Annotated in this window: 17 protein-coding genes; 10 read left to right on the top strand and 7 right to left on the bottom strand. The window is 71.1% G+C overall.

From position 1 onward, the window contains the following. The first annotated feature begins 5 nt into the window (after positions 1–5). From ACTMTI_RS40870 to ACTMTI_RS40860, 3 genes are all read left to right on the top strand, one after another. The gene (locus ACTMTI_RS40870) at positions 6–389 is read left to right on the top strand and encodes a hypothetical protein (RefSeq protein WP_441126160.1); all 384 of its coding nucleotides are present in this window, start codon (positions 6–8) and stop codon (positions 387–389) included. Next, the gene (locus ACTMTI_RS40865) at positions 386–2,809 is read left to right on the top strand and encodes a glycoside hydrolase family 2 TIM barrel-domain containing protein (RefSeq protein WP_441126159.1); all 2,424 of its coding nucleotides are present in this window, start codon (positions 386–388) and stop codon (positions 2,807–2,809) included. The genes ACTMTI_RS40870 and ACTMTI_RS40865 overlap by 4 nt, the downstream gene beginning before the upstream one ends. Before the next feature lie 343 nt (positions 2,810–3,152). Then, complete coding sequence (locus ACTMTI_RS40860) at positions 3,153–4,073, top strand: immunity 49 family protein (protein ID WP_441126158.1); 921 nt, start codon at positions 3,153–3,155, stop codon at positions 4,071–4,073. Between the two features lie 128 nt (positions 4,074–4,201). Here ACTMTI_RS40860 and ACTMTI_RS40855 read toward each other — a convergent pair whose 3' ends face one another. Both ACTMTI_RS40855 and ACTMTI_RS40850 read right to left on the bottom strand, forming a co-directional pair. Then, positions 4,202–4,858, bottom strand: a complete 657-nt coding sequence (locus ACTMTI_RS40855; RefSeq protein ID WP_441126157.1) for a TetR family transcriptional regulator — start codon at positions 4,856–4,858, stop codon at positions 4,202–4,204. Between the two features lie 172 nt (positions 4,859–5,030). Next, complete coding sequence (locus tag ACTMTI_RS40850; protein ID WP_441126156.1) at positions 5,031–5,543, bottom strand: PadR family transcriptional regulator; 513 nt, start codon at positions 5,541–5,543, stop codon at positions 5,031–5,033. A gap of 54 nt (positions 5,544–5,597) precedes the next feature. Between ACTMTI_RS40850 and ACTMTI_RS40845 the strand changes: the two genes are divergently transcribed. Next, positions 5,598–6,266 carry a cysteine hydrolase family protein gene (locus tag ACTMTI_RS40845; RefSeq protein ID WP_441126155.1) on the top strand — a complete coding sequence of 223 codons (669 nt, stop codon included), beginning with the start codon at positions 5,598–5,600 and terminating at the stop codon, positions 6,264–6,266. Positions 6,267–6,268: 2 nt separating this feature from the next. On the opposite strand, the gene ACTMTI_RS40840 is transcribed toward ACTMTI_RS40845, so the two are convergent. Both ACTMTI_RS40840 and ACTMTI_RS40835 read right to left on the bottom strand, forming a co-directional pair. Continuing rightward, the gene (locus ACTMTI_RS40840) at positions 6,269–6,970 is read right to left on the bottom strand and encodes an HAD family hydrolase (protein WP_441126154.1); all 702 of its coding nucleotides are present in this window, start codon (positions 6,968–6,970) and stop codon (positions 6,269–6,271) included. A 59-nt stretch (positions 6,971–7,029) separates the two neighbouring features. After that, the gene (locus ACTMTI_RS40835) at positions 7,030–8,103 is read right to left on the bottom strand and encodes a TetR/AcrR family transcriptional regulator (protein WP_441126289.1); all 1,074 of its coding nucleotides are present in this window, start codon (positions 8,101–8,103) and stop codon (positions 7,030–7,032) included. Between the two features lie 81 nt (positions 8,104–8,184). Between ACTMTI_RS40835 and ACTMTI_RS40830 the strand changes: the two genes are divergently transcribed. Both ACTMTI_RS40830 and clpX read left to right on the top strand, forming a co-directional pair. Then, entirely contained in the window at positions 8,185–9,381 is a 1,197-nt protein-coding gene (locus ACTMTI_RS40830) for a cytochrome P450 family protein (protein WP_441126153.1), read from the top strand. Positions 9,382–9,385: 4 nt separating this feature from the next. Continuing rightward, entirely contained in the window at positions 9,386–10,624 is a 1,239-nt protein-coding gene (gene clpX, locus ACTMTI_RS40825; RefSeq protein ID WP_441126152.1) for an ATP-dependent Clp protease ATP-binding subunit ClpX, read from the top strand. A 7-nt stretch (positions 10,625–10,631) separates the two neighbouring features. Here the strand turns inward: clpX and ACTMTI_RS40820 are convergent, their stop codons facing one another. Continuing rightward, positions 10,632–12,800, bottom strand: a complete 2,169-nt coding sequence (locus tag ACTMTI_RS40820; RefSeq protein WP_441126151.1) for a prolyl oligopeptidase family serine peptidase — start codon at positions 12,798–12,800, stop codon at positions 10,632–10,634. A gap of 759 nt (positions 12,801–13,559) precedes the next feature. Between ACTMTI_RS40820 and ACTMTI_RS40815 the strand changes: the two genes are divergently transcribed. The 3 genes from ACTMTI_RS40815 to ACTMTI_RS40805 all read left to right on the top strand — a co-directional run bounded on the left by ACTMTI_RS40815 (position 13,560) and on the right by ACTMTI_RS40805 (position 17,004). Beyond that, the gene (locus tag ACTMTI_RS40815; protein ID WP_441126150.1) at positions 13,560–14,498 is read left to right on the top strand and encodes an ice-binding family protein; all 939 of its coding nucleotides are present in this window, start codon (positions 13,560–13,562) and stop codon (positions 14,496–14,498) included. A 402-nt stretch (positions 14,499–14,900) separates the two neighbouring features. Beyond that, positions 14,901–15,680 (top strand): putative protein N(5)-glutamine methyltransferase, encoded by a 780-nt coding sequence (locus tag ACTMTI_RS40810; protein ID WP_441126149.1) that lies wholly within the window; start codon positions 14,901–14,903, stop codon positions 15,678–15,680. 199 nt (positions 15,681–15,879) lie between these two features. Further along, entirely contained in the window at positions 15,880–17,004 is a 1,125-nt protein-coding gene (locus ACTMTI_RS40805) for an esterase-like activity of phytase family protein (protein ID WP_441126148.1), read from the top strand. A gap of 12 nt (positions 17,005–17,016) precedes the next feature. Here ACTMTI_RS40805 and ACTMTI_RS40800 read toward each other — a convergent pair whose 3' ends face one another. Together ACTMTI_RS40800 and ACTMTI_RS40795 are read right to left on the bottom strand one after the other, a co-directional pair. Further along, positions 17,017–17,673 (bottom strand): helix-turn-helix domain-containing protein, encoded by a 657-nt coding sequence (locus ACTMTI_RS40800; RefSeq protein ID WP_441126147.1) that lies wholly within the window; start codon positions 17,671–17,673, stop codon positions 17,017–17,019. A 56-nt stretch (positions 17,674–17,729) separates the two neighbouring features. Continuing rightward, a complete protein-coding gene (locus tag ACTMTI_RS40795) occupies positions 17,730–18,482 on the bottom strand; it encodes an HAD family hydrolase (protein WP_441126146.1) in 753 nt (250 codons plus the stop codon). 238 nt (positions 18,483–18,720) lie between these two features. On the opposite strand from ACTMTI_RS40795, the gene ACTMTI_RS40790 reads away from it, so the two are divergent. Then, positions 18,721–19,602 (top strand): hypothetical protein, encoded by an 882-nt coding sequence (locus ACTMTI_RS40790; RefSeq protein ID WP_441126145.1) that lies wholly within the window; start codon positions 18,721–18,723, stop codon positions 19,600–19,602. Positions 19,603–19,732 lie beyond the last annotated feature (130 nt).

The raw sequence follows: 19,732 nt of genomic DNA, 5'->3' as shown, positions 1-19,732 counted from the left end.
CCCAGATGGCTTTCCTGTCCCAGATCCCGCGCGGCCACCAGGACCCTCCTCGCCTCACCGTGCGCGAGGGCAAGGTCCTGGTGACCGCCTGCAACGCCGTCAACGGGCTGCACACCGCCACCGACCCCGAGCTGATCGAGGGGGTGTTCCGGGAGGAGTTCGGCTTCACCGGCTTCGTCATGACCGACTGGAACTCCTACGACACCTGCGACGTCGTCGACATGATCGCGGGCGGGAACAACTGGCTCACCCCGGGCGGCCCGGGCGACACCCACACCCGGCAGCTCGAGAAGGCCGTCACCTCCGGAAGGCTGCCCGAAGCTCGCCTGCGAGAAAGCGCGACCTTCCTTGATCTTCAGGAAGCGCTCACCCCCGAGGGAGTCACGTGATCCGCGCATCGTTCAACGACGACTGGCAGTTCCGTCCAAAGGTCAATCCCTTCGCCGAACTGGCCGGCACCGCGGTCCCGTTCCAGCCGGTGACAGTGCCACACGACGCGATGCTCACCCGCGACCGCGAGGCCACCATGGACGGCGCCGCGACCGCCTACTTCCCCGGCGGCGCGTACGAGTACCGCAAGACGTTCTTCGCACCCGAGGAGCACCGGGGTAAGCGGCTCATGCTCGAGTTCGAGGGCGTCTACCGGGACGCCACCGTGTTCATCAACGGAAACTACGCCGGGCAACGCCCGTACGGATACTCGAGGTTCTTCATCGACGCGGACCGGTTCCTGCGGTTCGGCGAGAACAACCAGATCCGGGTGGAGTGCCGAACCCACCAGGACTCGCGCTGGTACTCCGGCGCGGGCATCTACCGCGACACCTGGCTGCTCATCGGCGACGTGGTCCGCATCAGGCCGGACGGCGTCCAGGTCACCACCCCGGACATCGACACCGAACGCGCGGTCGTGGAGGTCGCTACCACGGTCGAGAACGACTCCATCGACATCCGCACCGTCGAACTGGTCACCGAGATCCGCGATGCCGCGGGGACCGTCGTCGCGTCCGATACCGCGCCGGTCACCGTGCAGCCCGGCGAGCCGGCCGTCGCTCGCCGGCGTTTCTACGTCCGCGACCCCTCGCTGTGGAGCCCGGACTCGCCCGCCCTGTACACGTGCGCGGTCGCCCTCACGGACATCGACGCCGCGGAGGTCACCTTCGGCATCCGGTCCTTGCGCCTGGACCCCGAGCACGGGTTGCGGATCAACGGCGAGACGGTCAAGCTGCGCGGCGCGTGCGTGCACCATGACAACGGACCGCTGGGCGCCGCGACGTTCGCGAGAGCCGAGGAGCGCCGCGTGCGGCTGCTCAAGGACGCGGGGTTCAACGCGATCCGCATGTCTCACCATCCCATGAGCACGGCGATGCTCGACGCCTGCGACCGTCTCGGCATGCTGGTGGTCGACGAGGCGTTCGATATGTGGACCTGGGGCAAGAACCCGTTCGACTACAGCCTCGACTTCCCCGAATGGTGGGAACGCGATATCGAGGCGATGGTGGCCAAGGACTACAACCATCCCAGCGTCGTCCTCTACTCCCTCGGCAACGAGATCCCCGAAGCCGGCTCAGCCACTGGGGCGATATGGGGCCGCCGACTCGCCGAGAAGGTTCGTGCGCTGGATGACACCCGCTTCCTCACCAACGCGGTCAACAACCTGCTGGCCCTGCTGCCCGATCTCACTGACCTGCGAGCCCAGGGAGAGGAGGGCACCGGCATCAACACCCTCATGGCCGACAGCGGCTTCGACGTGAACGCCGTCGCGGGCTCCGAATTGGTCACCACCCGCACCGCCGAGACCTACAGCATGCTCGACGTGGCCGGGATGAACTACTCGGAAATCCGCTACGCGACCGACCACACGCTGTTCCCGAACCGGATCATCCTGGGCACTGAGACCTTCCCGACCCGCATTGACGACAACTGGCGACTGGTCAAACAGCACAGCCATGTCATCGGCGATTTCACCTGGACCGGCTGGGACTACCTGGGGGAGGTCGGCATCGGCCGGCCGCAATACTCCACACCGGACACTCCGCATCCCACGTTCACCGCGCCGTATCCCTACTTGCTGGCCGGCTGCGGCGACCTCGACATCACCGGCCACCGGCTCCCCGCCTCCTACTACCGGGAGATCGTTTTCGGCCTGCGCGACCAGCCCTACCTCGCGGTCCAGCGGCCGCAGCACCACGGCAAGACCGTCATGAGCAGCCGTTGGGCCTGGAGTGACACCATCGCCGGCTGGACCTGGCCCGGCCACGAAACCGCCCCGATCATCGTCGAGGTGTACAGCGCCGCGGACGAGGTCGAACTGCTGGTCAACGGCCGCTCCCTCGGACGCAGCCCGGTCGGCGAACAGCACCGCTTCCGCACCGAGTTCGAGACCGCCTACGAACCAGGCGAACTGCTCGCGATCGCCTACCGCGACGGCGTCGAATCCGGCCGCGAAATGCTGCGGACCGCGTCCGGCTCCGTTGCACTGCACGCCGAACCAGATCGGCCGGTCATCACGGCCGACGTCGGCGACCTCGCCTACATCGCCTTCACCCTGGTCGATTCGGCCGGGACAGTGCACACCGCATCCGACCGACCCGTGCGGGTGGACGTCTCAGGCGACGGGACGCTGATCGGCTTCGGCAGCGCTGACCCGTCGACCAAGGACCGGTTCGACGCGACCGAGCGCCACACCTACCAGGGCCGCGCGCTCGCCGTGCTGAAGCCGACCGCGCCCGGCAACATCCGCCTGCTCGCCACCGCCCCAGACTGCGACCCGGTCGAAGTGCTGGTCACGGTCGAGAAGCCGGACCGCTGACCACGATCGATGGCCGTCGCCTCGGCCCAGTCCTGCCAGGTCTTGAGCCGCTCGCGCCGCCTGGACCAGGCGATGGGCGCGCTGAGCGACCTCAGCGAAGAGAACGACCCCCTTCCCAAGAGCTCCCACCGCTGGGCGATCGAAACGCCCGCTCCGCCGAGCAGGCCCTGCGGCGACCGTCGACGGCCCCGTTCTTCAGCGGTCCCGGCCCGCTCGCCGCGGCTACGTATGCGCGGATGCTCGCCGACGGCCGCGCCGGGCACAGCCGCCCGGCGCGGCACTCCGATCCTGATGTTGGTAGGGTGCCGCCACCAGCCGGAAGGATCAAGGAAGGACGACAACCGTGCCGGAAGTGACGTGCCACAGCGTCAATGAGCAGCGGATCACTCAAGCGCTGGAGGACATCTACGGGCGGGCGTTCGGCCGCTGGCACTGGCTGCGCTACGGTGGCCTGTCCCTGGAGGGACTTCAGGAGATGTGCGACGAACTCCTCGACCACGTCGCCGCCCGTACCCTGGAGGACCCCACGCTCAGCGCCGCCCCCTCACGCATAGTCCTGCGTACGGCGGCGGAGTGCGCCCTCGGGGTGCTGAGCCTCGGCGCCTTCCCCAACGGCGACTTCGAGGTCCCCTTCCCTCTCATCGACGAGACGCTCAGCAGCGAGGACTTCAGTTTCGGGGACGCAGTGGACCGCGCGCCCACCACGAGGACCTGGCTGGACGCGTTCGCGATGTGCTTGGTCAGTGGCGCAGTATGGGAGCGAGACCGCGTGATCGGTCTGCTGCTACGGGAGGACTATGCGCCCGCGATCCGCGACGGGGTGCCATACTCGCCGCTGGAGTCGCGGTCGGATCCGGCGGGCCTCGCGGAGATGGATGCGCTGTGCGGCTACCTGACCAAGGCACGCGGGCACCTACCCCGGGACTGGCCCTCGGTGACGCTGCGCAAGCCGGATGCCGAAGAGCGCGTCGAGGCGGCTCGGCGATTGGCTGCTCTCGGCGCGCTGACGCCGGATCAGCAGCTGCTCCGTGTGCTCCTGGAGGACGACCAGCCGGCCTTCGAACGGGCCCTGGCCGGTCGTCTCGTCCAGCACCGCGGGAGCGCATCAGCCGATGCGGCGCCGCGAAGCCTGCTGCCGGTCGGCACGATCGCTCTCGCCGCACTGGCTGTCCAGGTGCACGGGTGGGAGCTGGGCGTCAGGTCCGGCTATCTACCGGATGGCCTGCTGCGTGCCCCGGAGGGCGCTCCGAAGGTCGGCATCTGACGCCGGCGCGGGCCACCACACCGGCGTCGTCAGGGACTGATCAGGGCGACGTCGGGCTCGAGCAGCGGAAACCGTTCCAGGACCAGCGGGTCGTGGCCGGCGACCACGAGCTCGGGGCCGCCGCTTGATCAGCTGCGGGCTCCCGCGCCGCGCAGGTAGGCCACGACCGCGTCCCCGACCATCCGGCGCAGCCGGTCGCGGTGCTCGGGCGCGGTCATGTCGCGCCCGAACAGCGCGCCGAACGTGTGCTGGTTGGCCACCCGGAAGAAGCAGAACGAGCTGATCAGCATGTGCACGTCGATGGCGTCGGCCTCGGTGACGAAGTCGCCCGACTGCTGCCCGGCGTCGAGGATGCGCGAGATGAGGTCGAGCACGGGCGTGCCGAGATTGGCCAGGGCCTGCGACTTGCGGATGTGCTCGGCCTGGTGGATGTTCTCGATCGCGACCAGCTTGATGAACTCGCGGTGCAGGTCGTGGTGGTCGAAGGTGAGCTCGGCCAGCGTGCGGATGGCCTCGACCGGGGCCAGGTGCTCCACCTCGATCGTCTGCTCCATCTCGCGGACCTCGGCGTAGGCCTTCTCCAGGACCGCGATGTAGAGCTGCTCCTTGCCGCCGAAGTAGTAGTAGATCATGCGCTTGGTGGTGCGCATGCGGGCGGCGATCTCGTCGACCCGCGCCCCCGCGTAGCCGTGGCGGGCGAACTCCTGCTGGGCGACCTCGAGGATCTCCGCCTTGGTGCGCTCGGCGTCCCGCTGGCGTTCGGGGGCGGCGGGCTGAGAGGTCATCCGCCCATCCTAGTGACCCTTCGCGTGCTGCACGGCGAGCCGGATGGGGGCGTCGACGCTCCGTAGCCGTGGTATTCGCCCCTGCGCTGGACGATCTCGAAGAAGACGCGTCCCACGGTGACGGTGTGCAGGTGGAGGAACTCGCCGTGCTCGTCCCGGTCGTACAGATCGCTCAGGACAGGATCTCGTGGAGCCAGGCGCGCTCGGCCCGGCTGGTGGCGCGCGCGATGACGAGCATGCCGCGGCGGTAAGGGTCGTCCACGTCGCGTGAGTGCAGGGGTTGGCCGCCGTCGTAGAAGAAGCTGGCGGGCTGTTCCAGGAACTCCAGCCGCCGGCGCAGCACGGCGTGCTGGTCGGCGACATCGGGAAGCAGGGACAGGAAAGCCAGGATGGTGAAGTAGCGGGTGCTGTCGGTGATGTCGTGGCCGGCCGGTTCCCGCAGCCGGCGCAGCAGTTCGGCGCGGCCGCTGTCGGTCAGGGTGAGCACCCGGCGCTGGGCGGCGGAGGCGCCCGGCTCGGTGCGCTGTCGCAGGAGGCCGGCTTTCACCAGGCGGTTGATCGCCGGATAGAGGCTGCCGTCGCTGACCGGGCGGGTGTGTCCGGACAACGCCGCGACCCGTCGCCGCAGCTCGTATCCGTGCAGCGGCCCTCCGGCCAGGAACCCCAGGATCGCCAGCTCGAGCATGCTGCTATCCTGCCACATCGAACCGACATACCTCGAATCGAGATAGGAGAGCGGATGTCCTACACCGAGGAGTGGGTGACCACGCGCGCACGGGCCGCCTACGAGCGGGGGCAGGCATCGTTCACGATCGACCCCGAACGCTCGGCGCTGCTCGTCATCGACATGCAGGACGAGTTCGTCCGGCCCGGCTGGAGCCCGTACTGGGTGCCGGCCGCCACCCGCATGGCCCCCCGGCTGGGCCGCCTCGTCGACCACTGCCGGAACGCCGGCGTCCCGGTGATCTGGACCGTCTTCGACGACACCCACCTCGGCCTGGACCGCCCTCATGCCCTGCGCTACCTGCCGCACGCCGACACCGACTGGCGCCGGCCCGGCCCCGCAGCGGTCTGGGACCAGATGGGCTACCGCGACGACGAGGTCCTGATCCGCAAACCTTCCTACGGCGCCTTCTACGACACCCCGCTCGACACGATCTTGCGCAACCTCGGCCGCGACACCGTCATCGTCACCGGCACGCTGACCAACTACTGCTGCGGCACCACAGCGCGGCAGGCGTACGAGCGCGGGTACCGGGTCGTGTTCGGCGCCGACATCACCGCCACCGACGACGAGTCCCGTCAGGAACCCGAACTCGCGGTCCTGCGCAAGGGCTTTGCGCTGGTGCTGCCGGCCGAGGAGATCACAGACCGCCTGACCGGACCGGATCCGGCGGCGCGTGCATGAGATCACGGCTCTGGTCGAGAGCCGCCTTCAAGGGGGGCCGGGCTCGCGCTTTCCAGGCGCGCTACGGCGTCGACCATCTCGGGGAAGGTGTCGATGAACGCGTCGACACGGTGTGCGTCGAAGTCGGCGCGCTGTCTGATGCCGCTTTGCATGCAGGCGATGAAATGTAAGCCGGCGCCGTTGGCGGCCTGGGCGTCGCCGGGGGAGTCGCCCACGTACAGGCATTGACGGGGCTCCAGCCCGGTGGCGGCCAGAAGTTCGTCGAAGGCGCGGGCGTCGGGCTTGCTGAAGCGCATGTTGCCCGCGTGATAGACGGCGGTGAGCCGGCCGGTGAGCACGTGGTCCGGCGCCAGCAGGTGCTCCATCTCCGTTTCGGTGCGTGAGGTCAGCAGCATGAGGCTGCGGCCTGCGGCGGCGAGATCATCGAGCGCTTGGAGGTTCTCCGGCGCGACGACATCCAGTCGCCCCGCCGCCACGTACTCCCGGAGCACGACCCGGTAGACGGCGGCGAAGGTCTTGAGGTCGAGACCGGGCGAGCGCTGTGGCATCGCTTCGAGCAAGGGCTGCCCCCACGTGGACAGGTGCACGGCCCGCGACATCGGCTCGCGGCCGATGCGCGCCAGAACGTCGTTCTCAAGCTCGAAACACACCGCCTCGGTGAGGCAGAGCGTGTCGTCCACATCAATCACCACGGCGTGGATCACATGACACAACATAACGGGGCCACTGCCGCAGCCGGGTACGGCCCCCGGGCGGTGGCGGATCAGCGCGGGCCGGAGGCGGCGGCGTGGCAGGCGCCGAAGCCGTCGGCGCGCAGCACGATGCGCCCCGACGCGACGCGGACGGCCGTCTGCGTCGCGTCGCTCACCGAGGTCACCCCGGCCGCCGCCGCCAGCTCGCCCGACTCGTCGTACACCACCCGCAGCCGCGGCCACGCCGGTCGCGGGAACGCCTGGCGCAGGCAGCGGGCCAGGTCCGCGATGGCCAGCCGGGCCAGCGGGAACAGCTCCTGGGGTGCGCCGGTGACCACGACGGCGGTGACCTCGGCGTCCGGGGGCGCCGCGCGTACGGCGTCCTCGGCGGCCGCCAGCCGGTGCAGCCCCAGCACCGCCACCACCCCGTCGCGCTCCAGCGCGGCGGGCTCGCCGGTGATCGCGTCCGGCGCGGGCGGCGGTGGCGACCACGGCTCGTCGGCCGCCCCCACCCGCGGGAGCATGGGCGCCACCCACCACCGGTCGTCCAGATCGAGGTCGGCGAGCTGCTCGCAGACCCGCACCACGTCGAACGGCTCCACGAACCCCGGCGCCGCGGCGGCCAGCTGCCCGGCGCCGTGCAGGACCGTGAGCGCGGCCTCGGCCAGCCGCACCAGGCGGCCGTCCGGCGCCGGCGGCGGCCGCAGCCGCTCCAGCGCGAGCCCGAGCAGCACCGCGTTGAGCTTCATGAGCTGTGCGTACGGCCGGCGCGTGACCTCGTCGGCGAGAATCTCCGGCATCAGGTCCATGCCCAGTCTGCTGGGCGCGTGCTCGTCCTCGGTGGACAGCGGCAGCTGGGTGACCCACACGCGGGCCACCGCACCGAGCGCCTCGGCGACGGTGAGCGCGGGCTCGATCTCGGCAGGCGCGGCAGCCTGCTCGGCCAGTTCGGCGAGGACGGCGAAGTAGAGCGCACGCTTGCCGGGGAAGTTGGAGTAGACCGCCCCGCGGGTGAGCTCGGCGCGATCGGCGATGCTGTCGATCTTCGCGTCCCGGAACCCGCGCTCGGCGAACTCCTCCCTCGCCGCGGCCAGCACCTTCGCCCGGTTGCGCTCCTGAGCCTGCGCCCTGGTGAGCCGGACCATCATCCTCCTCGATTGCTGTACGCCCGCCACCACGATACCGTGACCATTCAGATGATGAGATCATTTGAAATCGGAGTGGCGATGACCGACGTGCCTGAGATCGACCTGACCGACGTCGCGGTGCTGCGTGACCCCTTCACCGCGTACGCGCTGGCCAGGGAGCGATCGCCCGTGGCGCGGCTGGTGGCGCCTGGGTTCGGACCGTTCTGGGCGGTGTTGCGGCACGAGCACGCCCGCGCGATGCTGAGCGACCCGAGGCTGGAGACGAACGCCGGCAGCTATCAGCGGCCCGACGTGCCGGCCGAGTGCGTGCCGTACATGGACAACACCATGTCCGAGCTGAACGGCTCCGACCACGCGCGGCTGCGGCGGCTGGTGGCGCCGGCGTTCACGCCGCGCAAGGCCGCGGCGTTCGGGCCGCGGATGGAGCGGATCGTCGAGGGCCTGCTGGACGATCTGCCGGGCCACGCCGGTGCGGACGGCTCGGTCGACCTGCTGGCGCACTTCGCGCGGCCGCTGCCGATCGAGGTGATCTGCGAGCTGGTCGGCATCCCCGCCGCCGACCGCCCGCGCTGGCGCGAGTACGGCGCCGCCGTCGCGGCCGGCATGGGAAGCGAGTTCGGCAAGGCCATTCCCGGGATCATGGAAGGGGCGAAGGCGGCGGTCGCCAGGGGCAAGAGCGAGCCGGGCGACGACCTGATCTCGGACCTGGCCCGCATCCAGGAGGAGGACGGCGACCGGCTCAGCGACGTGGAGCTGGTGACCCTGGTGTGGCAGCTCGTCCTGGCCGGCCAGACGCCCACGAACCTCATCGCCAACGCCGTGGTGACCCTGCTCGCCCACCCGGAGCAGCTCGCCGCGCTGCGCGCCGATCCGGGGCTCATACCGCGCGCCGTGGAGGAGCTGATGCGCTGGTGCGGGCCGCAGCTGCTCACCATTCCCCGCTTCACCAGGGAGGACGTCGAGATCGGCGGGGTGCTGGTACCGAAGGGGGTGCCCGTCGTCGCGGCGATCCCGGCCGCGAACCGGGATCCGCGCGTGTTCCAGGAGCCGGATCGGTTCGACGTCCGGCGCGAGCCGTCGGCACATCTGGGATTCGCGCACGGGCCGCACTTCTGCGTCGGGGCGTCGCTGGCCCGCGTGCAGAGCGGGATCGCGCTCGGCGCCCTGCTGCGCCGCTTCCCCGATCTGGCGCTCGCCGGGGAGGCCCCGTACATGCCCGATCCGGGCACCTGGCGGCTGACGTCCCTGCCCGTGTTCTTGCGACCGGGAGGTTGATCGGGTGGCGCGCGCCGGCAAGGGCGGGGACTCGGTGCTGTGCTCGTTCTGCGGGAGGAGCCAGGCGGAGGTCCGCAAGCTCATCGCGGGCCCGCCGTCGGTCTGCATCTGCGACGAGTGCGTGGGTCAGTGCAATGAGCTCATGGCCGAAGAAAGGGCCGAAGAAAAGGGCGTACCGGACGCACCGCGGCCGCGGGAGATCCACGCGTTCCTGGACCAGTACGTGATCGGCCAGGAGCCGGCCAAACGGGCGCTGTCGGTGGCGGTCTACAACCACTACAAGCGCCTGCGCTCGCCGGCCGCCAAGGAGGAGGAGCCCGTCGAGCTGGGCAAGTCCAACATCCTGCTGGTCGGCCCGACTGGCAGCGGCAAGACGTACCTGGTGCGGACGCTCGCGCGGATGCTGGACGTGCCGTTCGCCGTCGCCGACGCCACCGCGCTCACCGAGAGCGGGTACGTCGGCGACGACGTCGAGAACATCCTGCTCAAGCTCATCCAGGCGGCCGGCTTCGACGTCGGCAAGGCCGAGACCGGCATCGTCTACATCGACGAGATCGACAAGATCGCCCGCAAGAGCGAGAACCCGTCGATCACGCGTGACGTCTCGGGGGAGGGCGTGCAGCAGGCGCTGCTCAAGATCCTGGAGGGCACGGTCGCGAGCGTGCCCCCGCAGGGTGGCCGTAAGCACCCCCACCAGGACTTCATCCCGATCGACACGACGAACGTGCTGTTCATCGCCGGCGGCGCGTTCGAGGGCCTGGAGCGGATCATCGAGCGGCGGGCCGTCCGCAGGGCCGCCGGGTTCGGCTCCGTGCCGCCGTCCGCGGACGAGGACGTGCTGTCCCAGGTCATGCCGCAGGACCTGGTCGCGTACGGGCTGATCCCCGAGCTCACCGGCAGGCTCCCTGTGGTGACGACGCTGCGGCCGCTGGACCGCGCGGCGCTGATGCGGATGCTCACCGAGCCGCGCAACGCGCTGATCAAGCAGTACCGCAGGCTGTTCGAGCTGGACGGCGTCGAGCTGGAGTTCGACGAGGGCGCGGTGGCCGCGATCGCCGAGCAGGCGCTGCTGCGCCGCACCGGCGCCAGGGCGACCCGCGCGATCCTGGAGGAGGTGCTGCTCAACGTGATGTACGAGGTGCCGGGCCGGGATGACGTGGCACGTGTCGTGATCACCCGCGACACGGTGCTCCACAACGTCAACCCGGCCCTGATCCCCCGCGGCCGGCGCAGATCCGCTTAGCCGCCGGTCACAGGTGCCTGCTGAGGAAGTCGAGCTGATGCCGGAGCAGCCCGGCGAAGATCGCCGGGTCGGTGGTGGGGGAGTGCGCGGTTCCGGTCAGCGGCAGCACCTCATGGGGACGCCCTGCGGCCAGCAGCGCGGCCGACAGCCGGAGCGTGCCCGCCGGGAAGACGTTGTCGTCGGCCAGGCCGTGGATCAGCAGCAGCGGCCGGGCCAGCGTGGGCGCCTCGGGGATCGTCGAGCAGGCCTCGTAGCGTTCCGGGTGCCGGCCGGGGTGGCCGAGGAAGCGTTCGCGCCAGTGGGTGTCGTACAGCCGCTGATCGCTCGTCCCCGCCCCGGCCACCGCGGCGTGGAACACGTCGGGGCGGCGCAGCACCGCCATCACCGCCAGCGTCCCGGAAAACGACCAGCCGCGGATGGCGACCCTGCCCAGGTCCAGGTCGGGGTGGCGGGCGGCGACCGCGTGCAGCGCGGCCACCTGGTCGGCCAGCACCGGGCCGAAGATGTCGCCGTGCACCTCGCGCTCCCACGCCGGGCCGCGTCCCTGGGTGCCGCTGCCGTCGGTGATCAGCACGGCGAAGCCCTGCTCGGCGAACCACTGGGAGACGAACGTCATGGGCGCCTGCTCGGCGGTGACCCGCTGCACGGCCGGGCCCGCGTACGGGTCCACCAGGACGGGCAGCTTCCCGTCCCCGGGGCGGTGCCAGGAGGGGAGCAGCAGGTGGCTGCGCAGCTCGCGTTCGGTGGTGCTGAGCGCGAGGACGCGCAGGGACAGCGCGGGGCGCGCGGCGAGCGAGGCGACGGGCACGCCGGGCCGGCCCGCCCGCCGGATGGTGGTGATGGCGCCGGGGCGGGTGGGAGTGCGGGCCACGTGCACCAGCGTGCCGGCCCGCCACACGCCCGCGTGCACCCCTGGCTCGACGCTCAGCCGCCGCAGCCCCGGCCCTGCCCCCGGCTCGCCGCCGGCCGCGCGGTCGCCCGCCGGCGCGCCGGGATCTGCGCCGGGCGGCAGATCAGGCAGATCAGGCCGGTCGCCTGAGGCGGGCCGGTACAGCCACAGGTGCGTCTCGGTGGGATCGCCGGAGGCGGTGAACAGGATGTCGTCGCCGTCCACGCACAGGACCTCGCGTAGCTGGAGCGCCGCTGGCGTGATCGGGACGCCGTCGAGGGTGAGCCGCCGGGTGCCGTCCACGTCGGCGTGCGCCACCAGCCCTCCCGCCGCCGTCCGCGCCGGTGTGCCGCCGACGAGCTGCACCCAGTGCGCGTCGCGCAGCTCGGCCAGCAGGCTGGTACGACCGGAGCCGGGGTCGACGCCGTGGATCCGGAGCGTGCGCTGATCCCGGCTCTGCACCGCCACGTAAGGCCCGTGGGCGTCCCAGCCGGCGGCGGTCACGTACTCGAAGGCCGCCCGATCCCACTGGACCTCGGTACGCCTCCCGTCCAGCCCGGCCACCCACAACGTGACCTCGGCGTTGGCCGTGCCGGCAGCCGGGTAGCGCACCCCGCGCGGCGGCCGCGCCGGGTCCGACGGGTCCGCCACGTGCCACAGGGCCACGGCGCTCTCGTCCACCCTGGCCACCAGCAGCCGGGAGCCGTCCGGCGACCACCAGTGGGCGCGCGTGCGCCCCATGGACTCGCCGGCGACGTGCTCGGCCACGCCGAACCGCACCTCCGGCCCGTCCGGCTCGGCGATCACCAGGTCCCGATCGTCTTCGATGACGCGCAGCGTGCCGCCGCCGCTGACGTAGGCGATCCGCCGGCCGGTCGGGTCGGGACGCGGATCGGTCACCGGGCCGTTCGCGGGCAGCCGGCGTACCTCGCCCTTCGCGACGTCCACCGCCCACAGCTCGCCCGCCAGCGCGAACGCCGCCACCCCCGCCGCGTGGTCGGTGGCGTACGCGGCGATCCCGGCCGCCGGCTCGCCGGTGCCCGCCAGCAGCTCCACGGGGTCCGCGAGCAGGCGTTCCGTACCGGAGTCCAGGTCCAGCTCCCACAGGCAGGCGATGGGATCCTCGCCGCCCCGGCTGCGCAGGAACAGGACCGACGCGCCGTCCGCGGCGATGGTGAACGAGGAAGGGACACCCAGGCTGAACCGCCGGGTACGGGCGAACTGGACAGGTAGTTCGTCCACCTCCGCGCGATGCGTGGCGGAGCCGTTTCCGGGCATGCCGATCATGCGTGCTTCCTCTCGTTGAGAACACGTGAAACCGCGGGTAGCGGGGACTGGGATTACTGCGGAGGCGCGCGCGTAGGCGGTGATTCACTGAACACGTGGCGCGGGACGTCCGCCGGAGAGCCGCTTGACGGGGAGGGGCCGACGATCAGGCGGTGCGGCATCTTAGGCACATCGCCGCCGGCACCTCAACATGATCATGGGTTCTCGTGAGCGTCGAACATGCGGCACCCGGGCCCGGCCGTCAGCCCGGCCCGCAGCAGCGCGCCCAGCGTCGTGATCCAACAGCCCCATGCCCGGATATCCCGGATCCGCGCCTGAACCCGCCGCCCTCTGACAATTGCGCCACGCCGCGGAGGTGCCCTGGGATGTCATTCCCTGCCATGCCGCGGCAGCGACGGAACGGCATTGGGCGGGAATCCTGCGTGCAACAACAGGCCCGGTCGCATAAGGCTCTCACTGTATCGATGACCGTTGCAGCGGATCAGCGTCGGCATCCCGAACGGCCGCCTTCCTGCAGGCAATGCCCTGTACGGCGCCAGTCTGTGTCCCGCGCGGCTCGGTAGTGGCATGAGCGAGCGGTTCCCTCGAAATAGCGTCGTGGTCTGACGGATAAGAGCGACATTTCCTTTATGTCCAGAAATAGATGTCAGGCCAGAATATCGCGCATGTCGTATAACGAGCGTGACGTCGCCGATTAGTAGAGTCGGATGGAATGGCACATCATCAGGGGTCACCTGAATGCAATGAGAGGTCAATTTCATGACAGACGTCAGTAATCCTCGCGTCGTGCCGCGAAATATCGCTCGTTCCTGGCTAGCAGGGGCTCTCACCGCCATCGTCGCCATGGGGATCCCCGTCGCGACACCGCACGTCGCCAGCGCGCAGACGCGGCCGCCGCTCGGCGCGGCCGAGGAATTCGCGGTCCTGGCCGCGACCACAGTCACGAACACGCCCCTGGGAGCCACCGTCGTCGTCGGGGATCTCGGGGTCGTCTCGGGGACGCCGCCGACGAACTTTCCGCCGGGCACGGTGGTCGGGGACACGCACCCGCCCGGCACTGGGGCCGCGGCGGCCCAAGCCAGCCTGCTCACCGCCTATAACTTCGCCGCAGCCCAAGGTCCAGCCACCATAGTCGGAACGGAGCTCGGGGGGACCGTTTTGCCGCCAGGGGTCTACGCATCCGATGCAGGCGATTTTCAGATCACGGGAAACCTGCGCCTCGACGCGCAGGGAGATCCGAACGCGGTCTTCATCTTCCAGATGGCATCCACGCTCGTCACCGCAGTCGGCAGCACGGTGACCCTCGAGAACGGCGCCCAGGCGTGCAACGTCTTCTGGCGGGTCGGCAGCTCGGCCACGCTAGGGGTGGGCTCCAGGTTCGCTGGAAACATCCTCGCGCAGACATCGATCGGCGCGAACACCGGCGCGATCGTGGACGGTCGCCTCCTGGCGCTCGATGGCGCCGTCACCCTGGACGCGAACCTCGTTCGGCGGGCCGACTGCGCGGGCGTGCCGCCATCGCCCACCGCATCATCCATCGCATCATCCATCGCATCGGCCACACCGCCAGGAAGCAGGGGAAAGGCATCCATGAAGCAGAAGAAGCGGGGTAGGCAGCAGGGTCGCTCGACAAGCGACGTCGATGTCGCGGTCAAGACAGAGGCGCCGCGATGCCGCCGCCGCCACCATTGCGGGTAGCGCCTCTCGGCCGCCTGGAGCCCCCTGCCCACCGCCATCGGCTGACGTGAGCGACCTGACGGCTCGCAAGGGCCCGTCCGCCCGCTGGACGGGCCCTACCAGGAAGACCCAAACCGGCTGATCGATTGACAGGAAAGCCTTCCCCTGGCCCGGTCGGCGTTATCCAGAGGATCGGCGGAATTCTGCCTTTCGTGTGTGCAGCGGCGCCCCGAGGTGGTCCGCGCCGGGCACCATCACGAACATGAACGACCGCCTCGGAGCCATCGGTGGTTCCCTCACCATTGACACCAGACCAGGCGCCGGGCTACACCTGCGCGGCGGCATCCCCAGGGCCGCCCGCAGGGATATGTGCGGACTCTGATAGGAACGACGCCCATGTCCGTCTTTTCATCATCTCCCGCTATGGCTGACATCGTCGCCAGGCTCCGCGCCGCCGGATGCGTGTTCGCCGAGGACGAGGCCGAGCTGCTGATCGCCACCGCGCGCACCCCCGCCGAGCTCGCCGCCATGGTGGAAAGCCGGATCTCCGGCCGGCCGCTCGAACACGTGCTGGGCTGGGCGGAGTTCTGCGGCCTGCGCCTGGTGGTGGAGCCCGGGGTGTTCGTGCCGCGGCCCCGTACCGGATTCCTCATCGAGCAGGCCGTCGCGCTGGCCCGCGACATCCCCGGCACCCCGGTCGTCCTCGACCTGTGCTGCGGCACCGGCGCGATGGCCGCGGCCCTGGCGGCCGGGCTGGGGCGGGCGGCCGAGCTGCACGCCGCCGACCTCGACCCCGCGGCCGTGCGCTGCGCCCGGCGCAACCTGCCCGAGGGGCGGGTGTACGAGGGCGACCTGTACGAGCCGCTGCCCGCCACGCTGCGGGGCCGGGTCGACATCCTCATCGCCAGCCCGCCCTACGTGCCGTCCGCGTCGGTCGGCCTGCTGCCCCCCGAAGCCCGGCTGTACGAGCCGCTGACGGCGCTCGACGGCGGTGACGACGGGCTCGACGTCGTGCGGCGGGTGATCACGCAGGCGCCGGAGTGGCTCGCGCCCGGCGGCCACCTGCTGGTCGAGACCAGCGAACGCCAGGCGGCCGAGACCGTAAGGGCCGTCGCGCGCGCCGGGCTGGCGGCGCGGGCGGCCGGCTCCGACGATCGGGACGCCGCCGCCGTCATCGGCACCGCACCGTCGGCCTATACCTGATCTACATCGTAAAGGGCGACAATTCGCACAGCGTATTTTCCTTCGCGTCAGGAATTAGCCCTCTTTGATATGCGGCATGCCATTGTCGACGCGCGCTGCCTGCGTGGACTTCCCCTGCGATCCGCGCTTTCATTTCTCCGTCAGTCCAGTGGGAGGCCCTTCAATTGCGGGGGATAAAATGGCTCGTTCGCGGAGAATAATGGCAATTTCCGTCGCGCTCTCGGTCGCGGCGGTGAATGTCGCGCAGCCGGCCTCGGCCGCGACGCCGCGGGATCCGGTGCGGATCACCCGCTTCCTCGGGGAACAGCGGCTGCCGCACCTGATGCGGCACGAGGGAACCGTCGTGGGCGGCCTGTCCGGCATCGACCACGATCCGCGCACCGGCACCTGGTATTTCATCTCCGACGACCGGGCCCGCTACAACCCGGCCCGCTTCTACACCGGCCGCCTGGACATCGACCCGCGGTCGGGGATGTTCAGCGGGGTGCGGCTGACCGGGGTCACGACGCTCACCAGGGGCGACGGCACGCCCTACCCGGGCTACGGCAAGCCGGGTTCCGCCGATCCCGAGTCGATCAGGTTCGACCGGTGGAGCGGCCGGCTGCTGTGGGGTGACGAGGGGGACCGGCCCGACGCCGGGAACCCGTCGATCCCGATCTCCACCTCCGCCGTGCGCAGCGTGGACCTTCAGGGGCGGCACGTGGGCACGTTGCGGCTGCCGTCGACCCTGCGGCTGACGGACAGCGAGCACGGGCCGCGGCGGAACTTCGGCTTCGAGGGGCTGGCCGTCACGCGCCACGCGATCACCGCCGTGACCGAGGGCCCGCGCTACGAGGACGGGCCGGTGCCGACGGTGGAGCAAGGCGCGCCGGCCCGGCTGACGATGTGGAGCCGCCGGGGCGACCTGCGCGGCCAGTACGTCTACCCGCTCGACGCGCTGCCCGCCGCGCCGATCCCGCCGACCGGCGAGGCCGACAGCGGGGTGTCGGAGATCCTGCCCATCGACGACTTCCGCTACCTGGCGCTCGAGCGCTCCTGGATCGAGGGCGTGAACTACCGGGTGCGGCTGTACGAGATCGACCTGCGGGGCGCCACCAACGTGCTCGGCAGGACCGATCTGGGCGGCATGCCGTACCGGCCGGTGGCCAAGCGGCTGGTCCACGACCTGAGCTCGGTCCGGCAGCCGGTGCAGAACCTGGAGAGCCTGGCCTGGGGGCCGCGCCTGGCCAACGGCGAGTGCACGCTGGTGATCGGGTCGGACGACAACTTCAACCAGGTCGAGGTGACGCAGTTCCTGGCGTTCGGCGCGACCGGCTGCCGCTGACCCCGCGCCAGGTCAGAGGCCGTGGATGCGGCGGCCGCTGATCTGGTGCGGGACGATGCGGATGAACAGCTGGCGCTCGCCGCCCGCCCACGGGGTGACGCCGGCGGCGGCCACGTCGTCGGCCTCCTCCGGCGGCACGTGGTGCGCCGGCCCTCGGACCAGGACGCTCCAGCCCTCGCGGTTGCACTCGTCGATCATGTCGATCTCGAAGGCGATCTGGATGTCGACGCCCTCCAGCCCGGTGCGCAGGTCCTGGTCCATCGGGCCGCCCGAGGCGGTGCGGAAGACGATGGCGCCCTCGTGCATCTTGTAGTTGACCGGCAGCACCGTCAGCCCGTGCGAGCCGTTGAACGCCACCCGCCCGATCCCGCCCGGCGCGATCAGCCGCAGGCACTCCTCGGCGTCGAGCGCCTCCAGGCTCGGGTGGGCCATGGCGGGGCCGTGTCCCGGCGGCCGGTCCAGGCCGCCGCCGAGCAGCTCGTCGATCGTCGTCTTCAAGGCGTCGGCCAGGCGGTAGAGAGAGCCGGTGTCCGGCGTGTCCGGGTGCTCCTCCAGATACCTCAGGTAGCCCGGGGACAGGTCGGCGCGCGCGGCGACCTGCTCGCGGGTCAAGCCGAGGCGCTCGCGGTGGTGGATGATGCGGCGTCCGAGATCACCGGGTCCAGTCATGATCGGTTCTCCTCGTCTCTGTGAACGCCAGTGTTGAAGCCGGGCGTCGGGGGCGTTCATCGCCGCCCCACGGGCACGCGCCCGGCCACGTCGGCGTCGGCCAGGTCGCCGACGACGGCGCCGGCTCCCGCGGCCCGCATCGCCGCCGCGTGCGCGCCGCTCCGGTCCACCGCGACGACCAGCCCGAACCCGCCCCTGCGCGCGGCCTCGATGCCGGGCGGCGCGTCGTCGACGATCGCCACGTCGGTGGCGGGCAGCTCCAGGCGGCGCGCGGCCTCCAGGTAAAGCGCCGGGTCGGGCTTGCCCGGCAGGCCCAGTTCGGCGGCGTCGTTGCCGTCGACCAGCACGTCGTACAGGTGCAGCAGGCCCGCCGACGCCACGATGGCGCGGCAGTGCCTGCTGGCCGAGACGACCGCGGTACGGCCGCCGCGCCGCCGCAGCTCGTGCAGCAGCGCGACGGCGGATGGGAAGGCGGCCACGCCGTGTCTTCCGATCTGCTCGACGAACAGCGCGTCCTTGGCCCGCCCCAGCCCGTGCACGGTGGCCGCGCCCGGCTCGTCGCCGGGCCCGCCCTCGGGCAGGGAGATACCGCGCGAGGCCAGGAACGTCCGCACCCCGTCCAGCCGAGGCCGGCCGTCCACGTGGTCCAGGTAGTCGGCGCGGATGTCGAACGGCGCCGCGCCGCGGCCCCGCAGGAAGGCGTCGAACACGTGCTTCCAGGCGGCGGCGTGCACACGGGCGGTGTCGGTGATCACACCGTCGGTGTCGAAGATGACCGCGCGGAGCCTGGTCAGGTCGAAGGTGGCCATGTCTGGACGCTACCCGCGCACGCGGCCCCCAGCCATGGGCCGTGGCACCCATGTCGGAGACGGCCCTGGGGGCGCGAACCCGGGCATGCCTGCTTGTTTCGACGTTCCACAGGCATGGACACCGCGGCGGTCGTAGATTGAGCCGCCGGCGTCGTGCCCCCCGTTGCGGTGGGGCGCGGCCTGCCGGGGTATCTCCATCGTCTGCAGGCTGTGATCTTCGTCGCCGGGAGGGTGCCGCTTGAGGTTCCGACGCGCTGGGCATGTCGCGCCGCCGCTGATCGCGCTCTGGCTGGTCGTCTCCGGCTGCGGCGGCATGGGGCAGCCGTCCGCCGGGCAGAGCCCGCTCTCATCGCCCGCCGCGACACCGTCGGCGACCCCCTCGCCGCCGGCGAACGCCCCGCAGACGGTCGATCCCGCGCCGAGCACGACCGAGACCCCCGCGCCGAGCACAACGGCGACTTCCGCGCCGGGCACCACCGCGACTCCCGCGCCGGGCGCTCAGGGGCAGCTGGTCGAGGGCTATTACCAGCCGCTGTGGCCGTTCTCCACCCAGGAGGAGGCGGCGGCCTGGCAGCGCGCCCACCGCGCTGACGGCCGCGCGAAATGGCACCTCGACCCGGGCCGCACCGCGATCGCCTTCGCCCGCGACTTCCTCGGCTTCACCGAGATCGACCGGGCGGTCAAGACCGTGCGCAAGGGCCGGCACGCGCGGATCCACCTCGGCTACCGCAGCGAGGAAGGGCAGGGGGTGGCGGCCGTGGTGCACCTGGTCAGGTACGGCCCCGGCGCCGACGCCCCCTGGGAGGTTGTCGGCACCGACGACACCTCCCTCTCGCTGACCATCCCGAAGTACGGCGCCGCGGTCCGCTCGCCGCTGACCGTGGGCGGGCGCATCACCGGCGTGGACGAGAGCATCAGGATCCAGGTACGCGTGCCGGGCACGGACGCCGCGCTGGGCGAGCGATGCTGCCTGCCCGCCGGGGGAGACGACGAGCCCTGGTCGGCCAAGGTCGCCTTCAAGGCCGCGCCCGGCCGCACGCTGACCATCGTCGCCTCCACCGGCGGCCACGTCGCCACCGTGGAGCGCTTCGCGGTGACCGGAGTGACCGTCGCGCCCTAGAAGCCGGGGCCGGCGCGCGGCCCTCGGCGAGACGCTGCGACCCCACCTGTCCGAGACGCTGAAAAGCAGGCCTACGCGCCTGTGACAAGGGATGATCGGAAGCCCAAGCCCATCGGTGGCCGCAACGCAT

Origin of the sequence: Nonomuraea sp. H19 (assembly GCF_052068215.1) — a bacterium.
GTDB lineage: Bacteria > Actinomycetota > Actinomycetes > Streptosporangiales > Streptosporangiaceae > Nonomuraea.
This window is presented reverse-complemented; position numbering and strand designations above follow the sequence as displayed.